The sequence below is a fragment of the Halodesulfurarchaeum formicicum genome (genome assembly GCF_001886955.1).
GTDB classification, from domain to species: Archaea; Halobacteriota; Halobacteria; order Halobacteriales; family Halobacteriaceae; genus Halodesulfurarchaeum; species Halodesulfurarchaeum formicicum.
Map to the genome: position 1 here is coordinate 333074 of NZ_CP016804.1, position 24177 is coordinate 357250.

Sequence of the window (24177 nt, forward strand, 5' to 3'; positions counted from 1 at the left end):
GCTATTTCGAGGCCAAAATTACGGTATCGTTTGATCAGTGGCTGGCAGTGCTGTGGCTGTTTCGTGCTCCGTTCACCGGAAGCCGCCCGGCACCTCGGGCAAATATTTCAGCGGCACTGAACGAAGCGAAATATCGGGCATATATTACCGATCGAAACCAAGTTTCAGTCATCGATGACACGGGGTATCGATTCCATCGACGAGACGATCCTGTATCACCTCTCCCAGGAGGCCCGCCACACGTCCGCCCCGGAGATCGCCGAGGCGGTGGACGTTTCCGCGCCGACGGTACGCAATCGCATTCGGAAACTGGAGTCAGCGGGGATCATCCGGGGGTATCACGCGGATATCGATTACGAACAGGTCGACGGTCGGTTGACCTACACCTTCGTCTGCTCGACCGGCGATCACGACCGGGAGGAGATGGCCCAGCGAATCCTCGACATCTCCGGGGTCATCGAGGTCCAGGAGTACATGTCTGGAAAAGGCGATCTGAGCGTGAAAGTCGTCGGTGACGATACCGACGATCTGACCCAGATCGCCCAGCACGTGAGTTCGCTGGGCGTCGATATCGACGACGAAAAACTCGTCTACCGGGAGTACGTTCGGCCCTACGCGCCGTTTGGCCCTCGCGAGGCGGATCCCGTCTCGCCGGTCACGGGTGTCGATGGCCTCGCGGGCAACGCGGCGGTCTTCGAGTTGCTGGTCCAGGCGGACGCCGCCGTGGCCGGACAGACCCTCAAATCGGCAAAGGCGTCCGGACTGCTGTCCGAAGACGTGCTCATCGTTCGAATCAACCGGGACGGCGAGTCACTCACGCCGACCGGCGAGACGCGAATCGAGACGGGGGATTTCGTCACGCTGCACTCCCGATCGGGGCTCTCCGAAGCGACCCTGAAGGCGTTCCTCGGGGAGCGTGCACCCTCGCGGTGACCGCGCCCAGCCGTCGAGCGCCCTATCTGACGACCGTGACCGGGACCGGCGACCGTCGGAACACCTTCTCGGCGACGTTGCCCACGAGCAACCGATCGGAGAGCGAGCCACCGTGGCTGCCCAGCACCACCAGGTCGTACTCCTCGGCGTGGTTGATGATCGCCCGGGCCGGGTGCCCGACGGCGACATCGGTCTGGATCTCGACGCCGGCCGCGGCGGCCGTCTCTCTTGCGGACTCCAGGACCGGTGCGGCGTACTCGTCGGCTTTCGATTCGAAATCCACGGCGAGAGCCAGCCCAGTCGCCTGTCCCATCATCGAGGAGGGCTCGCCGACGACGGTGAGGACCGTGATCTTCGCGTCCGGGTGGGTCTCGATCGCGAACTCCAGTGCATGTGTCGCCATCTCCGAGTCGTCCATCGGGACGAGAACGCGTTTTGCCATACGGGATCTATGGGCGACTGCACCATAAACGAGGTCCACGATAGCACGGTTCGATGGCGAAAATCCACGGGTTCGTATCGAGGGTAACGGGCTTAACTCCCCGGAGACTAATCCAGTCGTGACACGGTCCGATTCAACGCCACCCGCCGATCCCGACGCGGCCATCGAGGCGTTTCGCGACGCCATCGAAGCCGCCGAGCGACCCGTCGTCACCGCGACGGACGTGGCGACGGCCCTGGGATACACCCAGGCCGCGGCGGCCGACCTGCTCGATGAACTGGTCGAGGCGGGACAGGTATCGAGCGTGGCAGTCGACGGCGATCCGGTGGTGTTCTACGCCGAGCAGTGGGCGGACACGACCACCCGCGAGCGGGTCGTGCCGTTTCCCGACCGCCACGAGATCGTCGTCGACCAGCCCGCCCAGTTCACCCGCGCACAGCTCTCGCAGTTCGCCAGACTCGCTGACACGAACGGCCAGGCGGGCTACCGCTACGAGATCCGCCAGGCGGACGTCTGGGCGGCCCCACACGATTCCTTCGAGTCCTTGCGCGGAACCGTGAGAGACGTGCTGGGCGGGCCCGAACCAACCCTCGAAGACTGGATCGAGTCCCAGTGGCAGCGGGCCCGCCAGTTCACGCTTCGGACCCACGAGGACGGCTACACGATACTCGAAGCCCAGAGCGACTCGCTGATGGGCAACGTCGCTCGCGAGGAACTGGGCGACACACAGCTTCACGGCCCGATCGACGACGCCACGAGCTGGGTGGTCGAGGGCGCCGAAGCCGAGATCAAGCGCATTCTCTACGAGGCGGGCTATCCCGTACGCGACGAGCGGGAACTCGACACCGGCGACCGGCTGGAGTGCTCGCTCTCCCTCGAACTCCGGGACTACCAGCAGGACTGGCGGGACCGCTTCCTGGAGGCCGGGGCCGGGGTGCTCGTCGGGCCGGCCGGGAGCGGCAAGACCGTGGCGGCGATGGGCATCCTCGCGGAACTGGAAGCCGAGACGCTGATTCTCGTCCCGACCCGGGAACTGGCCGGCCAGTGGCACGAGGAACTCCGCCGGCACACCGACCTCGACCCCGCGGATATCGGGGAGTATCACGGCGGCGAGCAATCGATCCGTCCGGTGACGATCGCGACCTACCAGATCGCGAGTATGGACCGGCATCGTGGCCTCTTCGACAGCCGGCGCTGGGGCCTGATCGTCTACGACGAGGCCCACCGGGTTCCCTCGCCGGTCCATCGACTGACCGCCGACCTCCAGAGTCGCCATCGGCTGGGACTGACGGCCTCGCCCCTGCGGGAGGACGACCGCGAGCGGGACATCTACACGCTGATCGGCCCGCCGATCGGGACCGACTGGGACACCCTTTTCGACGCCGGCTACGTCGAACAGCCCAGCGTGGAGATCCGGTATGTCCCCTTCGAGGACGCGGCCAAGGACGAGCATGCTGCAGCCAGCACCCACCAGAAACGGATGCTGGCCGCGACCAACCCGGCGAAAATCGAGGCGGTCCGGGACACGCTGGCCGAACGACCCGACGCGAAGGCGCTTGTCTTCGTGGAGTACCTCGATCAGGGCGACCGGCTCGCAAACGCCCTCGACGTGCCGTTCGTGAGTGGGGAGACCCCGCATGCCGAACGGGCCCGGCTGTTCCAGTCGTTCCGCCGGGGCGACCTCGACACCCTCGTCGTCTCGCGGGTGGCCGACGAGGGGATCGACCTGCCAGACGCCGAACTCGCGGTCATCGCCTCCGGTCTCGGCGGGTCCAGACGCCAGGGTACCCAGCGGGCCGGTCGAATCATGCGCCCCTCGGGTAACGCCTCCGTCGTGGTCCTCGCCACCGAGGGCTCACGGGAGTCGGATTTCGCCGTCCAGCAGATGCATCATCTCTCGAGCAAGGGGGTGCCCGTCACCGAGCGCACGCTCGGTTCGGACTAGAGTCCTGCGTAGGGCCCCGGTTTTGCCTCCGTGAGCCGAGCGACCTGCTCGTCACTCAGTTCGATCGTCGCCGCGCCCAGGTTCTCTTCGAGTTGGGCCACGGTTCGGGCCCCCACGATCGGTGCGGTCACGCCGTCCCGGTGCATGAGCCAGGCCAGGGCCGTCTGGGCCGGGGTCGCCCCGACGGCCTCGGCGACGGCATCGAGTTCCTCGTGCAGGTCGAAGTTCGCTTCGGTGAGGTAGTTCTCACGGAAGCGGTCAGACTCGGCGGCCCGGGACTCGCCGGTCAGGCCATCCTCACGGCTGTACTTCCCGGTGAGAAAGCCCTGGCCGAGCGGGCTCCAGGGACAGACCGCCAGGTCCTCCCGGCGGGCCATCTCCAGGTAGTCGCCCTCGATCTCTCGATCGGCCAGGTTGTACCGGGGCTGCAGGACGGTGAAGGGCTCCCAGCCCTCCCGACGGGCGATCTGGTTCGCTTTAACGACCTTCCAGGCGTTCGGCCGAAGCGTCGAAGCTCCCAGATAGTGGACTTTCCCGGCCTCGACGAGCCCGTTCAGCGTCCTCATCAGCTCCCGGGCACCCGTGGCGTCGTCCCAGCGGTGGATGTAGAGCACATCGACGTACTCGGTGCCCAGTCGGTCCAGCAGTGTGTCGATGCGATGGCGAATGTTCTTGCGGTTCGTGCCCCGGCTGTTCGGATCCCCGTCGCGGGTCTGCCAGTAGATCTTCGAGGCGATGGTGAACCGCTCGCGGTCCCGATCTTCGAGCCAGTCGCCGATCCACGTCTCGGCCTGGCCGCCCCCGTAGATGTCGGCCGTGTCGATGTAGCGGCCGCCGGCCTGTTCGTAGGCCGACAGCAGTTCTGTGCCCCGTTGTTCGTCGATCTCGACGTTCCCCTCCTGGGTCTCCCGGCCGAACCGCCAGGTTCCAAACTGCAGTTCGCTGGTCTGGATGCCGGTCGCACCGAGTTCGACGAAGTCGAGGTCGATCGACGCCAGATCCGTCATGGACACGCAATTGGTGGCAGTCGCCAAAAAAGGTTCAACTGTTCCGGAGCGCGGCCAGCCCGACGAACACGCCAGCCCCGAGGACGTTCACCACGAGGTCGAGGACGGTGTCCGAAAGGTAGAACTGCCAGGACCAGGTGTGCCAGAAGCCCTTGAAGACGAACTCGTAAATCTCGAAGCCGGCCCCGATGGCCAGGACGGCCGGCAGGATCCACCACTGTGACTGCCGGCTTTCCTGCTGCCTGAAGGTGAGCGAGAGGATGGCGGCGACCCCGGCCCCGCTCAGCGCGTGGGTAAACAGATCCCACTGGGCGATCGCATCGTACACGGCAAAGTGCAGGCCGCCGAAGTGAAGCCCGGAGACGACGGCCCCGTAGACCAAAATTCCGACCCAGTAGTACCGCTCTCGGCCGCCCGCTTGCAATCCTCCCAGCAGTCGGTTGAGAAAGACCTGGGGCCACCGGTGGGGAGCTTCCGGGGCCCCGCGGGCTGTGAGGGTCCACCGGGTGGCGAGGGCAGCGATCACCACCGAGAGGACGAGGACGATGGCGTGGAGGGGGACCTGTGGGCGGGCGGTCATGTTTGCAGGTTGCCCCATCGACTCATGTGTTTTGTGTCGGTCAAATTCAGGCCAGCCCCGGAGCCAGCAGGAGTAGCCCATAGGCGAGCAGGCCCAGGGTGAGCGTGGCGGTCCCGGTGGCGATCGAGCGGTAGATTCGTTCCTCAGCCGGTCGCTCGCTGTCCCGCAGTGGGGCGAGCCCCAGTAGCGCAAACGGCACGAGGGGGAACCCCAGCCAGTGGGCCGCGGCCATCGTCGGGGTCGGAAGCAGTGTCATAAAGAGCGGAAACGTCAGGCCGGCGAGTGCCAGCCGGTCGATCGCACGCACGATATTCAGGTCCCGCACACGGGTAACCGCGAACAGCCCGATCCAGACCGCCCCGAGTTCGACCAGTGCGATCCTGAGCAGGTTCAGCGTGGGATCGGCGGCCAGCCTGATCGGGGCGGTCATGAACGGCCCCAGCGGGTAGCAGGCCTGGGGCGGACTCGCCATGAACACGTCACCGAAGGGATGACTGAGAAGCCCGAGCAGGGAAGCGCCGAGGACGGGTCGCCATCCAAGGATCGTCCGCGAGCCGACCACCCCGCCCACGACGATGGCCCCGAGGAGCATGAGGCTGTAGCCCAGCCAGCCCGTCCTCGGGACGGCCGGGCCCAGGAAAGCAAGCACCGCCACCACCGTCCCGACCCCGACCGCGATCGCTCCGGCTAACTCCCCGCGTCGGCCCTGCCTCGCTGCGCGCTGGCCGACCGCACTCGCGGCGAGCACCACGGCGGCACTGCCACCCGCGATCAGTGTGTGGGTAACTCCCCGATGGATCCCCTCCGAGGCGACCCAGAACTGCTCCCAGCCGGCGACGCTCAGTTCCGCGAGGGCCCCCGCTGCGCCCACGACGGCGACGAGAACGTCGAGGTCGGGGAGCGCGGCGCTCACGCCGGCCACGAGCCCGACTGCCAGTGCCGAATCGGCCCGTAACCCGGCCGCCCGGGCGAGGGCGATTCCGGCGGCAAGTGCCAAAAACTCGTGGCCCACGAACATCGAGTCCCTCTTCGTGACGGAGTGTCCTGGGTGTTGTGGCCGCCGCTCGTGTCAGTCCGAGTGGCTCCGCTTGAGAATACCCCGTGTCGCCAGGCTTGCCCCGGTCTCGAGGAACGAGGCGAGGGAGAACTGTTCCGGAATGACCCCGAGTTGCTGAAGTTGTCCGAGGGCGTCCCAGGCCGCCCAGGCCTCGGCGATCTTGCCGTCCTCGTATCTGTGCACCCAGATCCCTCGCGTGTTCCCCGGTTCATCGGTCGCCGGGATACCCATGTACTCCCCGTCGTGCGTTCCGGTGGCGGTGAACCCGGCGGTGACTGTCGACTCCTCGACGTGCATGAACTCGATCGTCATCTCGAAGTCCGAGAATCCCTCGTGGGCGGTCTTGATGAACCGTTCGAGCCCCGCCAGATCGGTCGGGTCTTGCTCCGGGTCGAACCAGTGTCCGAGGAAGTCCTCGGTGTGCATCTCCGCGATTCGGTCGTACTGTCGACCGTTCCAGACTTCCTCGACGAATCTGCGCTCTGTCTCTTTGATCGTTTGTTCCGTGGTTTTCTCTGCTGTCATGGTCCTCTCCCCTGCGATGCCAACCGGGCACCGACGCGTCCTAAAATGTTGGCAAAATATAAGGTAGTGCTGGCAATTCTCCGCCAGTGAGAACCAATCTCGGATCGGCCGCCCCACCCGTTTAATGTTTCGGGCCGACAACCCCACGCCATGACCGTCTACGAGACCGATTTGCCCGGCGTCGGTCGGAAGTTCGAGATCGATGTCGACAACGGGGCTCAGTTGGTCATCGTGATCCACAACACGGGCAAGCGGGAGGTCTACCGCAAGCCGAACCCGGAGGCCGATGCGGAGAAGGTCTTCGAGGCCTCGAACCAACTGTCCCAGACCATCGGCTCGATCCTGGAGGGGGCGAAGTTCCAGCCGGTGGAGGTGGACCACGAGGGGACGATGCTCCCGGGGGACACCGTCCTCGAGTGGTACACCGTCACCCCTGACTCGGAACTCGCCGGCTGCTCGTTGGGCGAGTCGGCCATTCGGGAGGGCAGTGACGTCCTCGTGGTCGCTATCCAGCGTGGCGAGGAGATCATTACCTCGCCAGGGCCGGATACCACCGTCGAGCCCGGGGACGTCCTCGTCGTGATCGGGACCCAGTCCCAGGTCCTCGACTTCGAGACGCTGGTCGCCGACGAGGTCACTGAGGAGTGATGGCCCTGGACTGGATCGACCCGGAGGTGTGGGCCCGTGGCGGGTGAGACGGCCCTGCTGGAGCTTGGCTTGCTGTTCGCAGCCGTCGGGCTCGTCGGGGCGCTTGCGGCCCGGATCGACCAGTCGGTCATCCCGTTTTACATCCTCGCCGGGATGGTGCTCAACCCCTTCGTCGCGGGCCGAGTCGCCCCGATCTCCCTGGAGACCACGCCATTCGTCGAACTCGGCGCGGAAGTGGGGATCGTGCTCCTCCTGCTTTTCCTGGGCCTGGAGTTCAATCTCGATCGACTGCTGGCCGATCGGGCCCGAATAAGTGCGGCCGGCGCGATCGACTTCGCGATCAATTTCGGCGTGGGACTGTTGCTGGGGTATGTCCTCTTTCGGGCCGTCCTGCCGGCGTTCCTGATCGCCGGTGCGGTCTACATCTCCTCCTCGGCGATCATCTCGAAGTCGCTGATCGACCTCGGGTGGATCGCCAACGACGAGGCCAGCCCGATACTGGGCACCCTGGTCGCCGAGGACCTCCTGATCGCACTCTATCTCGTGGTGGCATCCGCGATGCTGGCCGGTGGGAGTGATCTCGCGGGGACTGTCCAGTCGATGGGGGTCGCCGTGGGCTTCATGCTGGGCTTGCTGGTCGTCGTCCACTACGGAACGCCGGTGTTCGAGGCGCTGCTCGAAACGAATTCCAGGGAGTTTCTCGTTCTTCGGGCGCTTGGACTCGTGGTGCCCATCGCCGGACTCGGGCTCCTACTGGGCGTGAGCGAGGCCGTCGCAGCCTTCTTCGTCGGAATGGCCGTCTCGGCGACCGGGCACGTCTCGCGGCTGGAGACGCTGCTCGAGCCGGTTCGGGACGTTTTCGCCGCGATATTCTTCTTCTGGATCGGCCTGGTGACCGACCCGCTCCTGCTGGGAGAGGTCCTCGGCCTGATCGTCCTGGCCGTTTTCCTGACCACCCCGACGAAACTCGCCAGTGGCTACCTGGCGGGCCGGATCTACGGGTTGAACGTCCGTCGCTCGACTCGGGTTGCCCTGGGCATGACGACCCGGGGCGAGTTCACGCTCATCATCGCCGCGCTCGCGCTCTCGGGGGCGGGCGGGGTGCTGTCGACCGGTCTCGCGGAGACGATTTATGCCTTCGCGGTGGGCTACGTGCTCGTGATGAGCGTGCTGGGGACCACACTGATGCAGTATGCCACCCCGATCGAGAACGCGGTCAGTCGGCGGTTTGCCTGAAACGGCCGCCCAGATTTTTGACGGCGACGATCCAACGCACAGTCAGTGACCGAGCCGTCCCCAGCGAACGCCGAACCGTCAGCGGCCCCGGGGACCGAAGGGTGGGTTCTCGCCTGGGCGCTCGGAGCCGCGGCGTTCGGCGGGGCGTCGCTTCTGGTTCCGCTCTACATCGTCCAGCTCGGGGCCGGCCCGGCGGAACTGGGAATCCTGGCCGCGATGGCGGCCTTTGCCGGTGTTCCCGGGGCTATCCTGTTCGGCCGACTGGCGAGTCACGTCGGCCACCGTCGCTCGCTGGTGCTGGTGACACTGGGGACCGTCACCGTCGTGCTCGTGATCCTCCCGTTTCTCCAGTCCATTCCCGCGGTGATCGCGGCGAACACGGTGCTCTGGCTGGTGGTGGCTGCGGTCGGACCGGTCGTGACGATGTTGGTGGTCGCCGACCAACCGGAGTCGGCCTGGAGCCGACAGATCGGCCGGGTGAACAAGTTCCAGGGGTATGGCTGGGCCGCGGGGCTCGTCCTGGGGACGGTCGTCCCGCTTGTCACGACACGGGTGTTCGAGCCGCAGGCGATCTCTCGCCTGCTCTTCTTTCTTCTCGCGGGCCTTGCCGCGGCGAGTACGATCGGCGCTGCGCGGACCCTTCCACGACCGGCGGGCGGTCCGCAAAGCGAGCGGGAGATCCGCCGAATCGCTCGTCTTGTGGAACGCTCCGGGCGTGGGGTTCGGGAGGCGACCTTCGCCATGTCGCCCAACCGCATCTACTGGTCGACGCGGGCGATCAGTCCCGGGCGCCTTCGCTCCAGACTGGATTCGGTTCTCGGGACCTATCTCCTCGCCGCCGCCCTCTTCTTCACGGGCTTTGCGATGTTCTGGGCCCCACTGCCACACTTGTTGACCGCGGCTGGCCTCGACGCCGGGCGGGTCTTCGCGCTGTACCTGGTCTCCAGTCTCGGCTCGGCTGTGCTCTACGAGGGAGTGGGTACACTCGCGGACCGCCTGGACGTTCGGCTCCTCCAGTCCGGCGCGCTGCTCGTTCGGGGCCTGCTCTTCCCGCTGGTCGCGTTGCTCGCTGGGGTCGGGCTTACCAGTCTTGGGACGATTATGCTCGGTGTGTTGCTGACCGCGATCGGACTCACCTGGGCCGTCATTCTGGTGGTCGGAACCACGATCGTCTCCCGCCTCGCGACCCCGTCCGTTCGCGGGGAGGTGCTGGGGAGTTATACCGCACTGGGGGCGTTTGCCGGCGGGATCGGCAGCGTCCTTGGCGGCTGGCTCGCCACCTTCGGCTACGTCGTTGCCTTCACCGTCGCCGGTGGACTGGTGGTGGCTGGAGCCGTTCTCGTCGGCTCACTCCGGGCGCTTTCGGCCCGCTCACCGTAACACGCCCTGGACGTACGCGCCGGCGAACATGCCCGCGATGGCGATTAGGATCGGGTAGTTGCCGATGCCAACACTCGCGTAGGCCGCGCCCGGGCAGATACCCGAGAGGCCCCATCCCACCCCGAAGATCACGCCGCCGATGGCGACGTTCCGGTCGAACTCGCGGAGCCGCAAGCCGTAGGGGCGGCCGGTCAGGGGGGCGGACCGGCCCGACCGACTCGCGATCGCAAACACGACACCGGCGAGGGCTGCACCCCCACCCATGACGAAGAGCAGGCCCAGGTCCTCGAGCTGGAGGAAATCGAGGACGACCTCCGGCCGGGCCATCTGGCTCACCGCGAGCCCCAGGCCGAAGAGCAGGCCGCCGACGTAGACCAGGCCCAGGAAGCCGAGTCCGCGGTCGTTCATGGGCTCACCCCCAGTGCAGCGACCGCCCCGGCGGTCAGGATCGCAACGGAAAGAAAGAGCAGGACGTTCACAACCGAGGTCCCGGAGAGCGACCCGATGCCACAGATCCCGTGGCCGGAGGTACACCCTTTCCCGACGCGGGTGCCCACACCCACGAGGAAGCCACCGATCGCCAGCCGCCAGAGCTGGACCTCGGTCGTCCAGATACCCTCACCGAGGACGAGTGCGTACAGGGCCGCCCCCGAGACGATTCCGAGGGTGAACACGAGCCGCCAGCTTCGGGAGGCAGTGAGCGAGGGTCGCTGGAACCACTCCCGATCCGAGACATACGAGAGGGTAGATTCGAGGACCGTGCTCGCTCCGGGAGTCAGGCCAGTTCCGAGGTAGATAACGACGACGCCCAGGCCAACGAGCAGGCCGCCGACGGCGTAGTGGATAATTCCGTTTGGAAACAACTCGAGGGGTGGGCCAAAGACCATCCTTACCCGGTCGAAGCCCCGTGGCCGGCCGCGCAGTTGTTCGGCCCGAGTTCGATGCGGAAGGCCTCCTCGTCGTCGACGGCCTGTTTGCCGAGATTCGCCGCGATGATCTGCTCGAAGTTGGCCGGCCGTGGTGGCATGTCGGCCAGGACGTACTCCACGAACTCGTCCTCGGGCTTCGAGAGGACGGGCATGCGATCGACGAGCGCGCCCAGCCGCGCGGTGAAGGTGCCGTCGGGACCAGGCGAGTCACTCGGGGCGGTGTGTCCGCCGGCGACGATCACGTCCTGATCGAGGGTGAGGAGCCGCTCTTGGAGGCTTCGATAGAGCTGTCTGGCGGCCTCGGGGGCCCCATCGTCGCCGGCTTCCAGGTCCGGCCGGGCGACGCTGTCCACGAACAAGCTGTCACCCGTTAGCACTACGCTTTCGCCGACGAGATAGGAACTCATACCGCTGGTGTGCCCCGGTGTGTGTCTGGTCTCGATCGTGGCGTTCCCAACCGTGAGTTCCTCACCGTCCTCGATGCGAAGCAGGTCGACGTCTGCTTCCATCCCCCGCTGGGTGGTCGGCTCCGGGACGACACCGGTCACACCCTGCTTTGCGAGGGCAGTGACGCCACTGACGTGGTCTGCGTGACAATGTGTGTCGATCGCGTATACCAGATCCGCGCCCTGGGCGGCGGCGTCCTCGACATACCGGTCCCGGAAGGCCCGCAGTGGGTCCACGACTGCGGCCTCCCCGCCGTCGACAAGCAGATAGGAGAGACAGCCAGTCGAGGGGCGATGGTACTGATAGAGCTCGCCGGGGCCGTCGTAATCGGTGATCTCGTTGCGGTCGTAGATGCGCGCCCAGGCGGCCATGCCGCCGTCGAGGGTGACGGCGTCCCGGCCGGCCGACCGCAGTTCGCCGGCCACGTAGTCGCTGGCGTCCCCTTCCGCGCAGACGACGATTAGCGGGTCGCCCTGGGGTAGATCCTCGGGGAGTTCCGCCCCGTCGAGGAACTCGTAGTACGGCCGGTTTTCCACTGTCACGGTCTCCCCTTCGAGGTGCCATTCCTCGAAGTCACTCGCGGTCCGCACGTCGAGGACCGTCACCGGATCGCCGCGATCGATCCGTTCGCGGAGCGCCGTCGGGGAGATCGACTCGGCGGGGGCCGGCGGTTCGGGAACGGCCGCTCCAGTATCGCGCTCGTGCATCGCTGTCACGAATTGGGTCCGGACGAGTATAAGGCTGTGTGCCCCTGCAAGGGTCACACGTCTCGGCGGCGAAACCACTCCGCGCTGGCGATCACGAGCAACAGCGTGGCCGCAAGCAGGATGAGTGCGCCGGCGACGTCGTACTCCCCGTCGACGAGAATCGCGGCCGGGTCGTAGTACCGGGTCGGGCTCAGCGCGCCGACCCACTCGATGTCCGTGTCGTAGGTCACCGTCTCCAGGGTGAAAAGCGCGAAGAGAACCCCCAGTCCGGCCCGCTGGGGGATGTCGGCCCGGTCGAAGAACACCGAGAGGAAGAGTCCGATCGCCGCGGCGAGAAGCAGGTAGGGAACCGAGAAGGCATGCAGGACGACCAGGTCGAAGGCCGGCAGGGACTCCCCGATACTGAGGACCGCGGCGAGCACCACGACCGGCATGAGGACGTTGATCGCCAGGATCGGCACCAAAAGTGACCCGAACTTCTCGACGACGACGCGAATTCGGGAGACCGGCGCAGCCAGTAACAGGTCGATGCGCCCGGATTCGATGTCCCCGGCAATCAGCCCGCCCCCGAGGTAGGTGACATACAGCCCGAGCATGAGAATCCAGATGAACTGGTAGATCTCGGCGGCGAGAAACCCCTCGATGGTCGTGATCGACTCGATGGCGAAGGCCGCCTGCAGGGACTCGGGCAACGCCTGGGCGTACTCCTCGAAGGACGGGCCCGCCGCCTCGATCGAGGGAAACAGCCACACCAAAAGCGCGAGATAGAAACTCACCACTACCAGAAGCGTCAACGTCCCTTTGAGGCGTTGTTGAGCCTCGTACTTCATGATCTCGGTCATCGGTCCCCCCGGTCGTCCCCGTAGTAATGCATGAAGACCTCCTCCAGTGGCGGTTCCTCGATCTCCATGTCGATCAGCGAGTACGTCGAGAGCGCTGCCAATAGCTCGTTGTAATCCCCCGTGAAGGTAAAGCGAGTCACCGTCCCGACCTGCTCGAAGTCGACGATCCCCGGGAGGGCCAGGGCGTCTTCGTCGAGTGGCTCGTCGGTATGGAGTCGGACCCGCTTGCCACCCTTGCGCAAAAGCGAGTCGATGTCCTCCAGGGCGACCAGTTCGCCCTCGCGGATGATCCCGACCCGATCACAGACTCGCCGCACCTCGCCCAGCACGTGTGATGAGAAGAAGATCGTCGTGCCAGCCTCTCGCTCGGCCCGGAGGAAGCTGTTGAGCCGTTCCTGTTTGAGCGGATCGAGCCCGCTTGTGGGCTCGTCCATGATGACCAGATCGGGGTCGTGCATGAACGCCTGGATGAGGCCGAGCATCTGACGGTTGCCCGAGGAGTAGGTTCGGATGGGCTTTTCGAGTGGCGGGTCGAAGAGGTCGGTCATTTCAGTCAGTCGCTCATCGCCCTTCAGGGCGGCCTGATAGCCGAGAAACGACTCCCCGGTCACCGACTCGGTGAAACTCAACTCGGCGGGCAGGTAGCCGATCCGTTTTCGGGCCTGCCTGAGTGGTTCCTCGTCCCGGACGTCGGCCCCCAGGACGGTGGCGGTCCCGCTCGTCGGGGAGAGCAACCCGAGCAGCGTTCGCAACGTGGTCGTCTTGCCGGCTCCGTTCGGCCCGAGGAAGCCGAATATCTCCCCGCTTTCGACGCGAAATTCGAGGGCGTCGTTCGCGACAGTCTCGCCGAAGCGCTTTGTCAGCGCTTGAACCTCGATCGCCGGCATCTCGGTCACCGGTTGAGCCACCACCAGCCCCCGGCCAGGATGAGGATCACGACGACGGCCCCGATGGCGACGGCGGTGGACCCACTCGTCCCGCCGCTGGGACTGTCGATGGTCACCGGCACCCGATGGGGACCGTCGACGACGGTTCGGTCAGCCGGCGTCTCGGCGGTCAGGTTCAGGGACAGGACATCCGTGGTCGGGACCCCGTCCTCCGGGGTGGTGACCTCGAAGGTCAGGATCGCCGATTCACCAGGGCCGAGGGATTCGACGAAGGCGGTCGGGGATTGGCTGGTGTAGGGTTCCCGGACTGACAGCCGGGCTCTGAGGTCGGTTAATTGTGTCTCGCCCTCGTTTTCGACGGTCACCCGCAGTTCGTTGGTGGCGTCGATCTCGAAGGTGGCGTTTCGCGGCGTCACCTCGAAGAGGTGTTTCGGAGCGGTGACCGCGGGTCGAAGCGTCGTTCGGTCGCTTCGGTACGGCTGGTCGGCGCGGTCGTACTGGAGTTGTGCCTGGAAGGCCCCGGTGGCAGGGTTCACTCCGGGTGCACCGTCCAACTCGACGGCGATCGTTGCCGTCTCATCCGGGTCGAGGGTCCCGATCGTCGCCGGTCCGCCCACGTCGATCGTCGGATCGACCGACTCCAGGGTGGCCACGGCGTTTTCGAGCCGCTTTTCGCCCTGGTTTGTCACCTGGGCGGAGAGCACGGCCCCCGGTCCCTGGTGGGTGATTTCCACGGCGTCGAACTCGATGGGACCGCCTGCAGGCGGGCCCACACCGAGGGTGGTGGGTCCAGCCCGCGCAGAGAGGCCAGTCGGATGGACGAAGGCAACAGTCGCCTCGATCGGGGCGTCACCGGGTTCGGCTCCCTCGCCAATGGTCACGTCAGTCGAGACGGTGCGGGTCTCCCCGGGGGCCCAGGCCCCCAGGAACTGTGCGGTCGTGGCTGCCCCGTCGAAAGTGAGCCCCGGCGAGACGGCTTCCAGGTGCAGGACGGATTCGGTAAGCGTCGTGGAGCCCGCATTTTCGAGGGTCACCTCGACGCGGTTCGTCTCGCCCGCGACGACTGTCCCGGTCACCTCGCGAACGTCGATCCGGGAGCCGCGCTTCGGTGTCGCCCCGATCGAGAGCGAGGGGGCTGTCCGCTCGATGCCGTTCTCGTTGTTGTAGGTCGGCGTGACGGTCACGGGATACGCGTTGGCGACTGCGGACTGACTCGCCGTGACGGGAACGGCGATTTCTGTGGTACTCCCGGGTGCCAACTCGGTGACGTGGGCGTTTGCAGTCCCCTCGCCGACGGTCAGTGCGGAATTCGGCGCGGCGACTGCGAGAGTCGCGTCGGTTGCGGGCACCGAACCGTTGTTCCGAACCGAGAGGTTGAGGACGCCAGTCTCGCCCACGTAGAGATCTGTCGCCCGTTCGGTCACCTCGAAGATCGGTCGCTCGGGGACCTCGACAGTCGCGTAAATGGTGTCGGTCTCACGCTCGTCGCCCTCGTACTCGTAGGTAATCTCGATCGGTAGTTCGTAGGTGCCCCCCGGGAGGTCGGCCGGCACTTCGACGGTGAATTCGACGGTGTCTGAGGCCCCATCCGGCAGGTCCGTGAGCCGCCGCTGGCCGGAGTGCACGTCGATCGGGGTCGAGCCGCCAGTCGCGGTCACCAGGACGTTCGAGGCCGTCTCCACGCGGTCATCGGGGTCCTCGTCGTCGTTCGTGATCGTCACCGCGAGGGACTGTTCGACACCCGGCTGGAGCTGCGGTTCGGAGACCATCGTCTCGAAGCGAGGGTCCTCGATCGCCGCCACTGGCACGGCGAGCACGCTGCCGGCCACCAGCACGGCCAGCAGAACGACCCGGAGTTGTTTCATCACGATCGCCTCTCTGGGCGCCCCTCGGACCGTCGGTGCACGCCCCAGCTACCCGCTTCGCTGTTCATACTCGCTCGTTCGCCTGGCTGGCCCATAACAGTATGTGCCCCTGGTCGTCGTCGGATCGGCCCACCCCGCTGCCGTCGCCGGGATAGCCGTGGACTTTTGCCGCCCCATCCATTTCCTGTCGACATGCCTGGATACGACGAACACGTTGGTGCGGCCAAGATGGTCGCCATGCTTGTCGCCCCGTTGATAACTGGGCTCACGTACGTCCTGACCGGGGACCCGTGGCTCGCGGCAGTGGGGCTGCTGGGCTCGGGATTGGTCGTCGTGGGCGGAATGGCCCCGGATCTGGACTCGAACAGTTCGATCCCCCGTCGGCGGCTGGTCGCTGTCATCAGCAGTCTCCTCGTGCTCGCGATCGGTGTCTTCGTCGGGCGCTACTGGGAGTTGCTCGTCGCGGTCGTCGAGGGCTCCGCGAGCGAACGCCTGCCGACGGTCCCACCGGAATTGCTGGTCGTCTTGCTAGTGGCTGCAGCGGTGACGATCGTGCTGGCGAAAACTGACGACGGCCTGCAAGCCATCTTGCCCGCGCATCGCGGCCTGTTGCACGAACTGGCCTTCTGGGTCGGGGTCGGGGCGGCGTGTGGTACCGGGCTCTACGTCGCCGGTCCGGCGCTGGGGTTCTCGCCGACGGCCACGCTGTACTCGGCCATCGTGCTGCCGGCACTGTTCCTCTTTGGCGTCTCCGTGCATCTCGTGCAGGACGGCGAGATCGTCTGAAAAGCGTGCCTGGGTGGCCGCTCAGTCGTCGCTGTCGACGTGCCGCTTCAGCAGATACCCGGCAGCTCCCGCGCCGGCACCCGCCGTGAGGGCCGTGAAGCCTGGGGCGTCGGTTTCTGTGGTCGCCGTGTCAGTTTCCGTGGGTGTTTCGGTGGACGTTGCTTCCTGTTCCGTGGTCGTCGGCGTCTCGGTCGACTCGGACTCGGTGAAACTGCCGTGTTCTCGGGGGAACTCGTGGGTGGCGTCGTCGTAGACGTACACCATGTCGCCCCAGCCACCTTCGGCCATCGGTTGACTCGTCCCAGGAGCCGTCTCACCGGGGGCCTCCTGCCGTTCTGGCCGTCTGAACCCGAACTCTTCCCGGGTGGTTGCCTGCACTTCGTCGGCGAGTTCCATCCCGAGGGAGAGGCTTTCGAGCAGGCGAGTCCTGACGTTCTCCGTGATCAGGTCACGCGCTTTTTGGTCCTCGCCTGATTCGTAGTGGCTGATCGCCTCGGACTCGATCTCGTCTCGTTCCGCGAGCAGATCTTGCTCGAAGCCCTCGATCGCGCCCGTCACGTCCGTGTAGAACTCCTCGGGATGCTCGGCAGTCAGGTAGAGCAACCGCTTGAACTCGCGGGTCGCATATCGGGTCGCCTCCTGGTGCTGCCAGTTCTTATCGAGGAAGTTACTCGCTGCATCCGCCGTCATGTAACGATGCTGCTCGAATTCGAGGGGTACCTCCTCGGTTGCGATCGGGATTGGGACGAATGGGGTCCCCGCCGACGAGGTGACTGTCGTCCACAGGGTCTGCAATTCCTCCCTTGTGTCCGGACGGATGTGGGCGACCTGGCCGTAGCCCTGAAAGTCGGTCGACCAGCGTGGATCACGGATCCAGACGAGGGCGTCCTCCAGGCTCACCGGACTCATGTCCCGGAGGTCCTGCTCTCGATCCGGCGGGCTCCGGGCTCCCTGGTAGAACTCGGGGTAGAAGTACTCGTCTGCCTCGGCCGGGAACTGCCCCGCCCCGTAGACCTCGAGCAGATTGAGCGTGTCACCCTCACCGTCCCACCAGCCCTGGCCTTTCGCAAAGCTCACGAGCTTCTCCGAGCCCATGTAATCCGGGTCGTCCTCGTGTTCGACCGGGAACTCCTGGATATACCCCGGATACGAGACCCGAACCTCGTCCGAGCCGAGACGCTCGGCGGCCCACAGGTCGCCGTCGGGATGGGCGAAGTTGATGAACACCCAGCCCTCGTCTTCGTCGGCGAACAGGTGTGAGTTCCCGCCGTAGGTTGAATAGCCGTGTTCGTCCATCAGCCCGCCGACGATTTCGACTGCTTCTTTCGCAGTACTCGCTCGCTCCATCGCAGCCTTCGCCAGGTCGGAGTACTGTGGTCCGGTCTGTGGTGCTTCGGCTTCGGCCATCTCCACGAGTTCGGGTCGGGACGGCGACCAGATGTCCCGGGCGGCGACCCCCTGTTCGTTGAGTCCGCCGTTAGTCAGGGGCGGCGGAAAGCCCGCGTAAAAGGAGTACATCGAGGAGATGTACTTGTAGGTCTCCTCGGCCTGTGGGATCTCGGTGAGTTCCCCCGGGATGTCGGCGTTCTCGGTCACGCCCACGGTCCAGGTCGCATCGGAATCGTGTTCCTGGTGGGGGACGATCTCCAGCCAGTGACTCGACGGCTCGTGGCCGAACCCGGCCAGGATCGTCGAACCGTCCTCGGTCAGATCGCTCCCCACGTAGATCCCCATGCTCTTCTCCGGTGTGTGGATCTCCGTTCCACCTGCCCGGTCGTCGATTTTGGCTTCCTGGCCAGTCGTGTCGGATTGGCCGGATGCAGCCCCAGCGATCGACGGCAGCGTGATGCCCGCGGCGACGAGTGACCCGAAATTGCGTCGGGTCAGTGGTGGTCCTTTCATGACCTGCCTCCCCCGTCCGGAGATATATATTTGAAGCTGTCTGTAGTTATGCGTCCTTTTACCGCGTGACACTGTGCCATGTGTAGTTCTGCGTTCTCGGTGCCCGGATGAAGACAACTGTCTGACAGAACGCTTTTGCTTGAAAATGTGGTACATGGTCTCGATGGCCCATTCGGAGTCACGTTGCACCCCGATACCGGCCGAGAACGCGTCGTGTCTCGATCGAATCAGGGAGGCCAGATGGCCAGACGGGGTACGGTGTCCGTACTGTAGCTCTTCGTTCACGATAAAGAAGGGCACTTCACGGAAAGAGACACAGCGGTATCAGTGTCAGAACTGTGACCGCGGGTTTACAGACCTCACTGGAACGGTGTTTGAGAACCACCAACTATCCGTCTCGGAAATGTGCTATATAGTAACGCAGACGGACTCCGAGTCAATCACGTCCATCGCCAGCGACCTGGACCGGTCCTACAAGACGGTTCTCAACTTCGTCCACGACCTCCGGTCCGCCGCAGGATCCGACTCGCCAGCATTGTCTGATCTGGTCGGGTGAGTGCCGCCGGGTCGCCACACTTATACCACGATCCCGTGCTACGCAGGTGCATGCTGACGGTCACGGCTCCAGCGACGAGTGCGAATCTCGGGAGCGGGTTCGACGTGTTCGGCGTGGCCTTCGACCGCCCGCTGGACGTGGTGCGGGTCGAGCGGGCCCCCGAAACCACGATCGAAGTGAGCGGCGTCGGGAGCCAGTACATTCCGACAGACCCCGCGAAGAACACCGCTGGCGTCGTGGCTCAGGAACTGGGAACCCCGGCCCGGATCGTCATCGACAAGGGCGTCCGGCCGTCCTCCGGGCTGGGTTCCTCTGCCGCGAGCGCCGCCGCCGCGGCCGTGGCACTCTCCGAGCTGTACGACACCGATCACACCCGCGAGGACCTGGTCTGGGTCGCCGCCGAGGGCGAGGCGGCGGTCTCGGGCTCTGCGCACGCCGACAACGTGGCCCCGGCCATCATGGGCGGGTTTACGGTCGTGCGGGAGGACGGCGTCGAATCCGTGGACGCGAAGGTCCCACTGGTGGCCTGTCTCCCGGAAACCGTGGTTTCAACCCGTGAGGCTCGTGGGGTCCTCCCGTCGACGGTCGATCTGTCGACCATGACCGAGACGGTGGGCAACGCCGCGACGCTCACGATCGGCATGCACCGAAACGATCCCGAACTGATCGGTCAGGGCATGGCCGAGTCGACTGTCACGCCCGCCCGGGCCGCGCTCATCGACGGCTACGAGCGGGCAGTCGAGGCCGCCACCGCGGCCGGCGCGACTGGCGTCACCGTCAGCGGGGCCGGCCCGGCACTGCTGGCTGTGACTCATCAGGGCGACCAGCGGGCCGTCGCCGGTGCGATGGTGGATGCCTTCGAGTCGATCGACATCGACGCTCGAACCTTCTCCACGATGATCGGGTCCGGCGCGACGGTGCACTAACTTACAGTCGCGAGAGAATCGCCCGGGTCACGTCCTCGGTCGTGCCCTCGCCGCCCAAATCGGGCGTCCGCGGGCCGGCTTCGAGGGTCGCCTCGACGGCCGTGCGGACGCGTTCGGCCGCTTCCGGTTCCGCAAGGTAGTCGAGCAACATCGCCGCACTCAGGATCGTCGCGCTGGGGTTGGCGATACCCTCGCCGGCGATGTCCGGGGCCGACCCGTGAACTGGCTCGAACAGCGCCCGCTCCGGCCCGACGTTCGCACTCGGGAGCAGGCCGAGGCCGCCGACCAGCCCCGCCGCCAGATCCGAGAGCACGTCTCCGGCCAGGTTCGGCGTGACGATCACGTCGTACTCCTCCGGACGCAAGACCAGGTGCATCGCCAGCGCGTCGATGAGTACCTCGTCGGTCTCGACGTCGTTTTCTTCGGCCACGCGGGCGACGGCGTCGCGGAATCGGCCGTCGGTCTTCCGCATGACGTTTGCCTTGTGCGCGATGGTGAAGCCCTCGGGGGCGTACTCACAGGCGTACTCGGCCAGTCGCTCTGCGGCCTCGTCGGTGACGACCCGGGTCAGCGTGCTGAGATTCTCGCTCAGGTCGTCCTCGTGGCCCGCGTACACGCCTTCGGTGTTCTCCCGGAGGAAGACCAGGTCGGTCTCGCTCTTGACGGCGTCCACACCCGGGTACGTTCGCGCGGGGCGGACGTTCACGAAGGAGTCGACGGCGGCCCGGAGCGGGATGATCACGTCAGCGGCCGTCTCGCCGGCCGCCCCGAAGAGGGTTGCGTCGGCCTCGGCGGCCAGCGCTTCGGTCGCTTCGGGCAGGGGCTCGCGGCCCGCTTCGAGGAGGTGGTCGCCGGCCTCGGCCTCGGTGAACTCGAAGTCCACCTCGAGGGCCTCTAGTACTTCGATCGCGGCCGGAATGACCTCGCTACCGATGCCGTCCCCGGGGATCACGGCGATCTCGTGGGTCATCGTGCCTCCGGGATCTCCTCGTCCTCGATGTAGGGCAGGGCCGCGGCCCGTTCACGGACCTGTTCGAAGTTCGCCTTCATTACGGCGGTGGTGTCCCAGGTGCCCTCGGTCAGGGCCCGCTTCTGGGCGTCGTCGATCTCCACGTCGATTTCCTTGCCGCCGTAGGTCACCGTGGCTTCGGCCACGTCGATCTCGATGTCGCCGTCGGGATTGGCCTCGATCCAGTCCTGGATCTCGGTCACCGTCTCGCTGTCGGCGGTGACCGTCGGCAGGCCGAGCGAGAGGCAGTTCCCGCGGAAGATCTCGGCGAAGGACTCGCCGATCAGGCCCTCGACGCCCCAGCGCATCAGCGCCTGTGGGGCGTGCTCGCGGGAGGAGCCGGATCCGAAGTTCGCGTTGACCGCCATGATCGAGCCCTCGCGGAACCGGTCGTCTTCGAGGGGGTGTGGCTCCTCGGATTCGACCCGCTGGTCGTAGAAGGCATACTGCCCCAGGCCCTCGAAGGTCACGACCTTCATAAACCGGGCCGGCAGGATCTGGTCGGTGTCGATGTCGTTGCCCCTGATCGGGACCCCGGTGCCGCTGACGGACGTGACACGCGGGGCGGGTGGTTCGTCGCTCATTGGTCGAGGGTTCGCACGTCGGTCACTTCGCCTTCGATCGCCGCGGCGGCGACCATCTCGGGACTCATCAGGATCGTCCGGCCGTCCTTGCTGCCCTGGCGACCGACGAAGTTGCGATTCGTCGAGGAGGCCGAAACCTGGCCGTCCTCCAGGCGGTCGCCGTTCATCCCCAGACACATCGAACAGCCCGCGTCACGCCACTCGAAGCCGGCCTCGCGGAAGATCGAATCGAGGCCCTCCGCCTCGGCGGCGGCCTTGACCCGCTGGCTCCCTGGCACGGCCAGGGCTTCTACGTCCGTGTCGACCTCGTGGCCCTCGAGGACTTCGGCGGCAGCCCGCAGGTCGGGCAACCGGCCGTTCGTACAGGAACCGAGGAAGACCACGTCGACGCCGTAGCCGTCCATGGTTTCGCCCGGCGAGACGTCCATGTGCTCGTAGGCTCGCTCGGCGGCATCTCGCTGGCCGGCCGGAAGATCCGCCGGGGCCGGAATCGGCTCGGTGACGCCGACGACCTGCCCCGGGGTGATCCCCCAGGTGACAGACGGCTCGATCTGGGAGGCGTCGAACTCGACGACGTCGTCGTAGATCGCATCGGGGTTCGACCGGATCGACTCCCAGTAGGCCTTTCGCTCCTCGAAGGCCTCCCCTTCGGGGACCGCGTCGCGGCCCTGCAGGTACTCGTAGGTGGTCTCGTCGGGGTTGATGTACCCCGCAGTCGCACCGCCCTCGATGGACATGTTCGCGAGGGTCATTCGCTCCTCCATGGACATGGCCTCGACGACGGGGCCGCCGTACTCATAGACGTAGCCCACGCCGCCGTCCGTGCCGAGTTCGCGGATAAGCCCGAGTACGAGGTCCTTGACCGTCGCGGCCTCGCTCAACTCGCCCGTGATCTCGATGCGCCGGACGTCGTGTTTCTCCGCGGCGACCGAGCCAGTCGCGAGGACGTCCCGGATCTGGCTCGTCCCGATCCCGAAGGCCAGCGCGCCGAAGGCCCCGTGGGTGGCGGTGTGACTGTCGCCACAGACGATGGTCATGCCGGGCTGGGTGAGCCCCTGCTCCGGACCGACCACGTGGGCGATCCCCTGATCACCCGTCTCGGGGCCGGAGTAGGTGATACCGGCCTCACTGGTGTTCGTCTCCAGGGCCGAGAGCATCTCCTCTGCGGCCTCGTCTTCGAGCGGTCGCGACCGATCCTTCGTCGGGATGACGTGATCGACGGTCGCGTGAGTTCGCTCGGGGAACGCGACGTCCAGGTCCCGCTCCCGGAGCATCCCGAACGCCTGGGGGCTCGTGACCTCGTGGATCAGGTGCAGCCCGACGAACAACTGGTCCTGGCCCGTCGGCAGGGTCTCGACCAGGTGCTCGTTCCAGACGTGGTCGTACAGGGTGCCCTCACTCATCGTCGGCCCACGCGAACATCGACCGCAGGCGGTCCCCGACCTCTTCGATCTCCCGCTCGCTCTCGGCGTTGCGGAGTTGCGTGTAGGACGGCCGACCGGCCTGGTTCTCCGCGATCCACTCGCGGGCGAACTCGCCGTCCTGGATCTCCGTCAGGATCTCCTCCATGTTCGCCTTGACCTCCTCGTCGACGACGACGTCGCCGCGGGTCAGGCCGCCGTACTCGGCGGTGTCCGACACCGAGTCCCACATCTCGCCGAGCCCGCCCTCGTACATCAGGTCCACGATGAGTTTGAGCTCGTTGAGGACCTCGAAGTAGGCCATCTCGGGGCTGTAGCCGTTCTCGGTCAGGGTCTCGTAGCCCGTTTTCACCAGGCTCGTGACCCCGCCACAGAGGACGGCCTGCTCGCCGAAGAGGTCCGATTCGGTCTCCTCCTGGAAGCTCGTCTCGATGACGCCGGCCCGGGCACAGCCGATGCCCTGGGCGTAGGCCAGGGCCTCCTCGAGGGCCTCGCCCGTCTCGTCCTGGTAGATCGCGACCAGCGCGGGCGTGCCCTCGCCGGCCTCGTAGTTGCGTCGTACCAGGTGTCCGGGGCTCTTCGGTGCGACCATGGTTACGTCGACGCCTTCGGGCGGCTCGATCTGGTTGTAGTGGATGTTGAACCCGTGGGCGAACTGGAGGGTATCACCCTCGTCCAGTTCGGGTTCGATGGCCTCGTACACTGCGGGCTGGACCGTATCGGGGACCAGCATCGAGACGATGTCGGCCTCGGCGGCCGCGGCCGTGGGCGTGGCGACCCGGAGCCCGTCGGCCTCGGCGGCGTCCCGGGAGGACGAACCCTCCCGGAGGCCGACGACCACGTCGACCCCGCTGTCCGAGAGGTTCTGGGCGTGGGCGTGGCCCTGGCTGCCGTAGCCGAGGACGGCGACGGTCTTTGTGTCGATCTGTGAGCTGTCCGCGTCTTCGTCGTAGTATACCGGTCGGGTGAATTCCTCTGTCATGCTGTGGATCGCGTGCCGCTGGCGAGGGCGGCGGTGCCCGTGCGGGCGACTTCGTGAACGCCGAACTGTTCGAACGCCGCGATGGCGGCGTCGATCTCTTCCTCTGTCCCCGTCAACTCGACCGTGACGACCTCGTCGTCGGCCCGCACGGCCTGTCCGCCGTGCATCTCCGCGAGGGCGGCGACCCCCGAGGGGTCGTGCCCGTCAACTTTGATCAGGGCGAGTTCGCGCTCGATTGCGCCCTCGACCTCCCGGACCGACCAGGTGTGGACCTGCTTGCGGAGCTGGCGTTTGGCCTGCTCGATGCCCGGTTCGGGCTCCTCGACGACGATGGTCATCCGGGCCATCGTTTCATCGACCGTGGGCCCAACAGTCAAACTCTCGATGTTGAACTGCCGGCGGGCGAAGAGGCCGGAGACCTTCGCGAGGACTCCGGGTTTGTGATCGACCAGGGCCGAGATCACGGTCCGTCGCGGCTTGGCCTCGGCTTCCGCCTGGGGGTCGATGCGGATGCCCTGTGAGTTGCGGCGGCCTGTCGGCTTCTCTCGGTCCTCGGGGGCCGGGCCGGCCATCTTCTCACC

The 24177-nt window shown here is 66.2% G+C and carries 25 protein-coding genes and 1 pseudogene; 9 read left to right on the forward strand and 17 right to left on the reverse strand.

Going from position 1 to position 24177, the window contains the following annotated elements:
- Positions 1–174: 174 nt before the first annotated feature.
- Entirely contained in the window at positions 175–933 is a 759-nt protein-coding gene (locus HSR6_RS01705) for an Lrp/AsnC family transcriptional regulator (RefSeq protein ID WP_071932622.1), read from the forward strand.
- A 22-nt stretch (positions 934–955) separates the two neighbouring features.
- Here the strand turns inward: HSR6_RS01705 and HSR6_RS01710 are convergent, their stop codons facing one another.
- Positions 956–1375, reverse strand: a complete 420-nt coding sequence (locus tag HSR6_RS01710; RefSeq protein ID WP_071932623.1) for a universal stress protein — start codon at positions 1373–1375, stop codon at positions 956–958.
- 118 nt (positions 1376–1493) lie between these two features.
- Between HSR6_RS01710 and HSR6_RS01715 the strand changes: the two genes are divergently transcribed.
- Entirely contained in the window at positions 1494–3320 is a 1827-nt protein-coding gene (locus tag HSR6_RS01715; RefSeq protein ID WP_071932624.1) for a DEAD/DEAH box helicase, read from the forward strand.
- Here HSR6_RS01715 and HSR6_RS01720 read toward each other — a convergent pair.
- Genes HSR6_RS01720 through HSR6_RS01735 form a run of 4 tightly spaced genes read right to left on the reverse strand, consistent with a single transcriptional unit; the run spans position 3317 to position 6489 of the window.
- Positions 3317–4327, reverse strand: a complete 1011-nt coding sequence (locus tag HSR6_RS01720) for an aldo/keto reductase (protein WP_071932625.1) — start codon at positions 4325–4327, stop codon at positions 3317–3319. The genes HSR6_RS01715 and HSR6_RS01720 overlap by 4 nt on opposite strands.
- Before the next feature lie 34 nt (positions 4328–4361).
- Positions 4362–4907, reverse strand: coding sequence for a hypothetical protein (locus HSR6_RS01725; RefSeq protein ID WP_071932626.1), 546 nt, complete (start codon positions 4905–4907; stop codon positions 4362–4364).
- Between the two features lie 46 nt (positions 4908–4953).
- On the reverse strand, positions 4954–5925 hold the full coding sequence (locus tag HSR6_RS01730; RefSeq protein ID WP_071932627.1) for a metal-dependent hydrolase: 972 nt from the start codon (positions 5923–5925) through the stop codon (positions 4954–4956).
- A 51-nt stretch (positions 5926–5976) separates the two neighbouring features.
- Complete coding sequence (locus HSR6_RS01735; RefSeq protein WP_071932628.1) at positions 5977–6489, reverse strand: ester cyclase; 513 nt, start codon at positions 6487–6489, stop codon at positions 5977–5979.
- A 150-nt stretch (positions 6490–6639) separates the two neighbouring features.
- Between HSR6_RS01735 and HSR6_RS01740 the strand changes: the two genes are divergently transcribed.
- The 3 genes from HSR6_RS01740 to HSR6_RS01750 are packed head-to-tail and all read left to right on the forward strand — an operon-like array spanning position 6640 to position 9753.
- Complete coding sequence (locus tag HSR6_RS01740; RefSeq protein WP_071932629.1) at positions 6640–7137, forward strand: cation:proton antiporter regulatory subunit; 498 nt, start codon at positions 6640–6642, stop codon at positions 7135–7137.
- 36 nt (positions 7138–7173) lie between these two features.
- On the forward strand, positions 7174–8373 hold the full coding sequence (locus tag HSR6_RS01745; protein ID WP_071932630.1) for a cation:proton antiporter: 1200 nt from the start codon (positions 7174–7176) through the stop codon (positions 8371–8373).
- Between the two features lie 45 nt (positions 8374–8418).
- The gene (locus HSR6_RS01750) at positions 8419–9753 is read left to right on the forward strand and encodes an MFS transporter (protein WP_071932631.1); all 1335 of its coding nucleotides are present in this window, start codon (positions 8419–8421) and stop codon (positions 9751–9753) included.
- Here the strand turns inward: HSR6_RS01750 and HSR6_RS01755 are convergent.
- The 6 genes from HSR6_RS01755 to HSR6_RS01780 are packed head-to-tail and all read right to left on the reverse strand — an operon-like array spanning position 9745 to position 15430.
- Positions 9745–10161, reverse strand: a complete 417-nt coding sequence (locus tag HSR6_RS01755) for a DUF6691 family protein (protein WP_070364332.1) — start codon at positions 10159–10161, stop codon at positions 9745–9747. The two genes, HSR6_RS01750 and HSR6_RS01755, sit on opposite strands and share 9 nt — an antisense overlap.
- Positions 10158–10640 carry a YeeE/YedE family protein gene (locus tag HSR6_RS01760; RefSeq protein ID WP_070364333.1) on the reverse strand — a complete coding sequence of 161 codons (483 nt, stop codon included), beginning with the start codon at positions 10638–10640 and terminating at the stop codon, positions 10158–10160. Before HSR6_RS01760 ends, HSR6_RS01755 begins: the two co-directional genes overlap by 4 nt.
- Before the next feature lie 2 nt (positions 10641–10642).
- A complete protein-coding gene (locus tag HSR6_RS01765; protein WP_071932632.1) occupies positions 10643–11836 on the reverse strand; it encodes an MBL fold metallo-hydrolase in 1194 nt (397 codons plus the stop codon).
- A 53-nt stretch (positions 11837–11889) separates the two neighbouring features.
- Positions 11890–12678: an ABC transporter permease gene (locus HSR6_RS01770; protein ID WP_070364335.1), complete on the reverse strand. Its 789-nt coding sequence runs from the start codon at positions 12676–12678 to the stop codon at positions 11890–11892.
- The gene (locus HSR6_RS01775) at positions 12675–13565 is read right to left on the reverse strand and encodes an ABC transporter ATP-binding protein (protein WP_070365893.1); all 891 of its coding nucleotides are present in this window, start codon (positions 13563–13565) and stop codon (positions 12675–12677) included. The genes HSR6_RS01770 and HSR6_RS01775 overlap by 4 nt, the downstream gene beginning before the upstream one ends.
- Before the next feature lie 5 nt (positions 13566–13570).
- On the reverse strand, positions 13571–15430 hold the full coding sequence (locus HSR6_RS01780; protein WP_071932633.1) for a COG1361 S-layer family protein: 1860 nt from the start codon (positions 15428–15430) through the stop codon (positions 13571–13573).
- Positions 15431–15622: 192 nt separating this feature from the next.
- Here HSR6_RS01780 and HSR6_RS01785 point away from each other — a divergent pair, with 192 nt between their 5' ends.
- Positions 15623–16216 carry a metal-dependent hydrolase gene (locus tag HSR6_RS01785; protein ID WP_070364337.1) on the forward strand — a complete coding sequence of 198 codons (594 nt, stop codon included), beginning with the start codon at positions 15623–15625 and terminating at the stop codon, positions 16214–16216.
- Positions 16217–16237: 21 nt separating this feature from the next.
- Here HSR6_RS01785 and HSR6_RS01790 read toward each other — a convergent pair whose 3' ends face one another.
- A complete protein-coding gene (locus HSR6_RS01790) occupies positions 16238–18118 on the reverse strand; it encodes a C69 family dipeptidase (protein WP_083426075.1) in 1881 nt (626 codons plus the stop codon).
- Positions 18119–18281: 163 nt separating this feature from the next.
- Between HSR6_RS01790 and HSR6_RS11370 the strand changes: the two are divergent.
- From HSR6_RS11370 to HSR6_RS01800, 3 genes and pseudogenes are all read left to right on the forward strand, one after another.
- A pseudogene (locus HSR6_RS11370) lies at positions 18282–18464 on the forward strand (transposase); the annotation flags it as partial.
- Between the two features lie 57 nt (positions 18465–18521).
- On the forward strand, positions 18522–18674 hold the full coding sequence (locus HSR6_RS11185) for a hypothetical protein (protein WP_233488545.1): 153 nt from the start codon (positions 18522–18524) through the stop codon (positions 18672–18674).
- A 50-nt stretch (positions 18675–18724) separates the two neighbouring features.
- Positions 18725–19600 (forward strand): homoserine kinase, encoded by an 876-nt coding sequence (locus tag HSR6_RS01800; RefSeq protein WP_071932635.1) that lies wholly within the window; start codon positions 18725–18727, stop codon positions 19598–19600.
- 1 nt (position 19601) lies between these two features.
- Here the strand turns inward: HSR6_RS01800 and HSR6_RS01805 are convergent, their stop codons facing one another.
- Genes HSR6_RS01805 through ilvN form a run of 5 tightly spaced genes read right to left on the reverse strand, consistent with a single transcriptional unit; the run spans position 19602 to position 24168 of the window.
- Positions 19602–20570, reverse strand: a complete 969-nt coding sequence (locus HSR6_RS01805; RefSeq protein ID WP_071932636.1) for an isocitrate/isopropylmalate dehydrogenase family protein — start codon at positions 20568–20570, stop codon at positions 19602–19604.
- A complete protein-coding gene (locus HSR6_RS01810) occupies positions 20567–21193 on the reverse strand; it encodes a 3-isopropylmalate dehydratase small subunit (protein WP_070364340.1) in 627 nt (208 codons plus the stop codon). Before HSR6_RS01810 ends, HSR6_RS01805 begins: the two co-directional genes overlap by 4 nt.
- Positions 21190–22596, reverse strand: a complete 1407-nt coding sequence (gene leuC, locus HSR6_RS01815; RefSeq protein WP_071932637.1) for a 3-isopropylmalate dehydratase large subunit — start codon at positions 22594–22596, stop codon at positions 21190–21192. Before leuC ends, HSR6_RS01810 begins: the two co-directional genes overlap by 4 nt.
- Positions 22589–23596, reverse strand: coding sequence for a ketol-acid reductoisomerase (ilvC, locus tag HSR6_RS01820; RefSeq protein ID WP_071932638.1), 1008 nt, complete (start codon positions 23594–23596; stop codon positions 22589–22591). Before ilvC ends, leuC begins: the two co-directional genes overlap by 8 nt.
- On the reverse strand, positions 23593–24168 hold the full coding sequence (gene ilvN / locus HSR6_RS01825; protein ID WP_070364343.1) for an acetolactate synthase small subunit: 576 nt from the start codon (positions 24166–24168) through the stop codon (positions 23593–23595). The genes ilvC and ilvN overlap by 4 nt, the downstream gene beginning before the upstream one ends.
- Between the last annotated feature and the right edge of the window lie 9 nt (positions 24169–24177).

What these genes read in the sequence shown, in the direction of transcription:
- HSR6_RS01705 (WP_071932622.1), top strand. Translation starts at nt 175, where the DNA reads ATGACACGGGGTATCGATTCCATCGACGAGACGATCCTGTATCACCTC.
- HSR6_RS01710 (WP_071932623.1), bottom strand. Translation starts at nt 1,375, where the DNA reads ATGGCAAAACGCGTTCTCGTCCCGATGGACGACTCGGAGATGGCGACA.
- HSR6_RS01720 (WP_071932625.1), bottom strand. Translation starts at nt 4,327, where the DNA reads ATGACGGATCTGGCGTCGATCGACCTCGACTTCGTCGAACTCGGTGCG.
- HSR6_RS01725 (WP_071932626.1), bottom strand. Translation starts at nt 4,907, where the DNA reads ATGACCGCCCGCCCACAGGTCCCCCTCCACGCCATCGTCCTCGTCCTC.
- HSR6_RS01730 (WP_071932627.1), bottom strand. Translation starts at nt 5,925, where the DNA reads ATGTTCGTGGGCCACGAGTTTTTGGCACTTGCCGCCGGAATCGCCCTC.
- HSR6_RS01735 (WP_071932628.1), bottom strand. Translation starts at nt 6,489, where the DNA reads ATGACAGCAGAGAAAACCACGGAACAAACGATCAAAGAGACAGAGCGC.
- HSR6_RS01740 (WP_071932629.1), top strand. Translation starts at nt 6,640, where the DNA reads ATGACCGTCTACGAGACCGATTTGCCCGGCGTCGGTCGGAAGTTCGAG.
- HSR6_RS01755 (WP_070364332.1), bottom strand. Translation starts at nt 10,161, where the DNA reads ATGAACGACCGCGGACTCGGCTTCCTGGGCCTGGTCTACGTCGGCGGC.
- HSR6_RS01760 (WP_070364333.1), bottom strand. Translation starts at nt 10,640, where the DNA reads ATGGTCTTTGGCCCACCCCTCGAGTTGTTTCCAAACGGAATTATCCAC.
- HSR6_RS01765 (WP_071932632.1), bottom strand. Translation starts at nt 11,836, where the DNA reads ATGCACGAGCGCGATACTGGAGCGGCCGTTCCCGAACCGCCGGCCCCC.
- HSR6_RS01770 (WP_070364335.1), bottom strand. Translation starts at nt 12,678, where the DNA reads ATGACCGAGATCATGAAGTACGAGGCTCAACAACGCCTCAAAGGGACG.
- HSR6_RS01775 (WP_070365893.1), bottom strand. Translation starts at nt 13,565, where the DNA reads ATGCCGGCGATCGAGGTTCAAGCGCTGACAAAGCGCTTCGGCGAGACT.
- HSR6_RS01780 (WP_071932633.1), bottom strand. Translation starts at nt 15,430, where the DNA reads ATGAAACAACTCCGGGTCGTTCTGCTGGCCGTGCTGGTGGCCGGCAGC.
- HSR6_RS01785 (WP_070364337.1), top strand. Translation starts at nt 15,623, where the DNA reads ATGCCTGGATACGACGAACACGTTGGTGCGGCCAAGATGGTCGCCATG.
- HSR6_RS01790 (WP_083426075.1), bottom strand. Translation starts at nt 18,118, where the DNA reads ATGAAAGGACCACCACTGACCCGACGCAATTTCGGGTCACTCGTCGCC.
- HSR6_RS11185 (WP_233488545.1), top strand. Translation starts at nt 18,522, where the DNA reads ATGTGCTATATAGTAACGCAGACGGACTCCGAGTCAATCACGTCCATC.
- HSR6_RS01800 (WP_071932635.1), top strand. Translation starts at nt 18,725, where the DNA reads ATGCTGACGGTCACGGCTCCAGCGACGAGTGCGAATCTCGGGAGCGGG.
- HSR6_RS01805 (WP_071932636.1), bottom strand. Translation starts at nt 20,570, where the DNA reads ATGACCCACGAGATCGCCGTGATCCCCGGGGACGGCATCGGTAGCGAG.
- HSR6_RS01810 (WP_070364340.1), bottom strand. Translation starts at nt 21,193, where the DNA reads ATGAGCGACGAACCACCCGCCCCGCGTGTCACGTCCGTCAGCGGCACC.
- leuC (WP_071932637.1), bottom strand. Translation starts at nt 22,596, where the DNA reads ATGAGTGAGGGCACCCTGTACGACCACGTCTGGAACGAGCACCTGGTC.
- ilvC (WP_071932638.1), bottom strand. Translation starts at nt 23,596, where the DNA reads ATGACAGAGGAATTCACCCGACCGGTATACTACGACGAAGACGCGGAC.
- ilvN (WP_070364343.1), bottom strand. Translation starts at nt 24,168, where the DNA reads ATGGCCGGCCCGGCCCCCGAGGACCGAGAGAAGCCGACAGGCCGCCGC.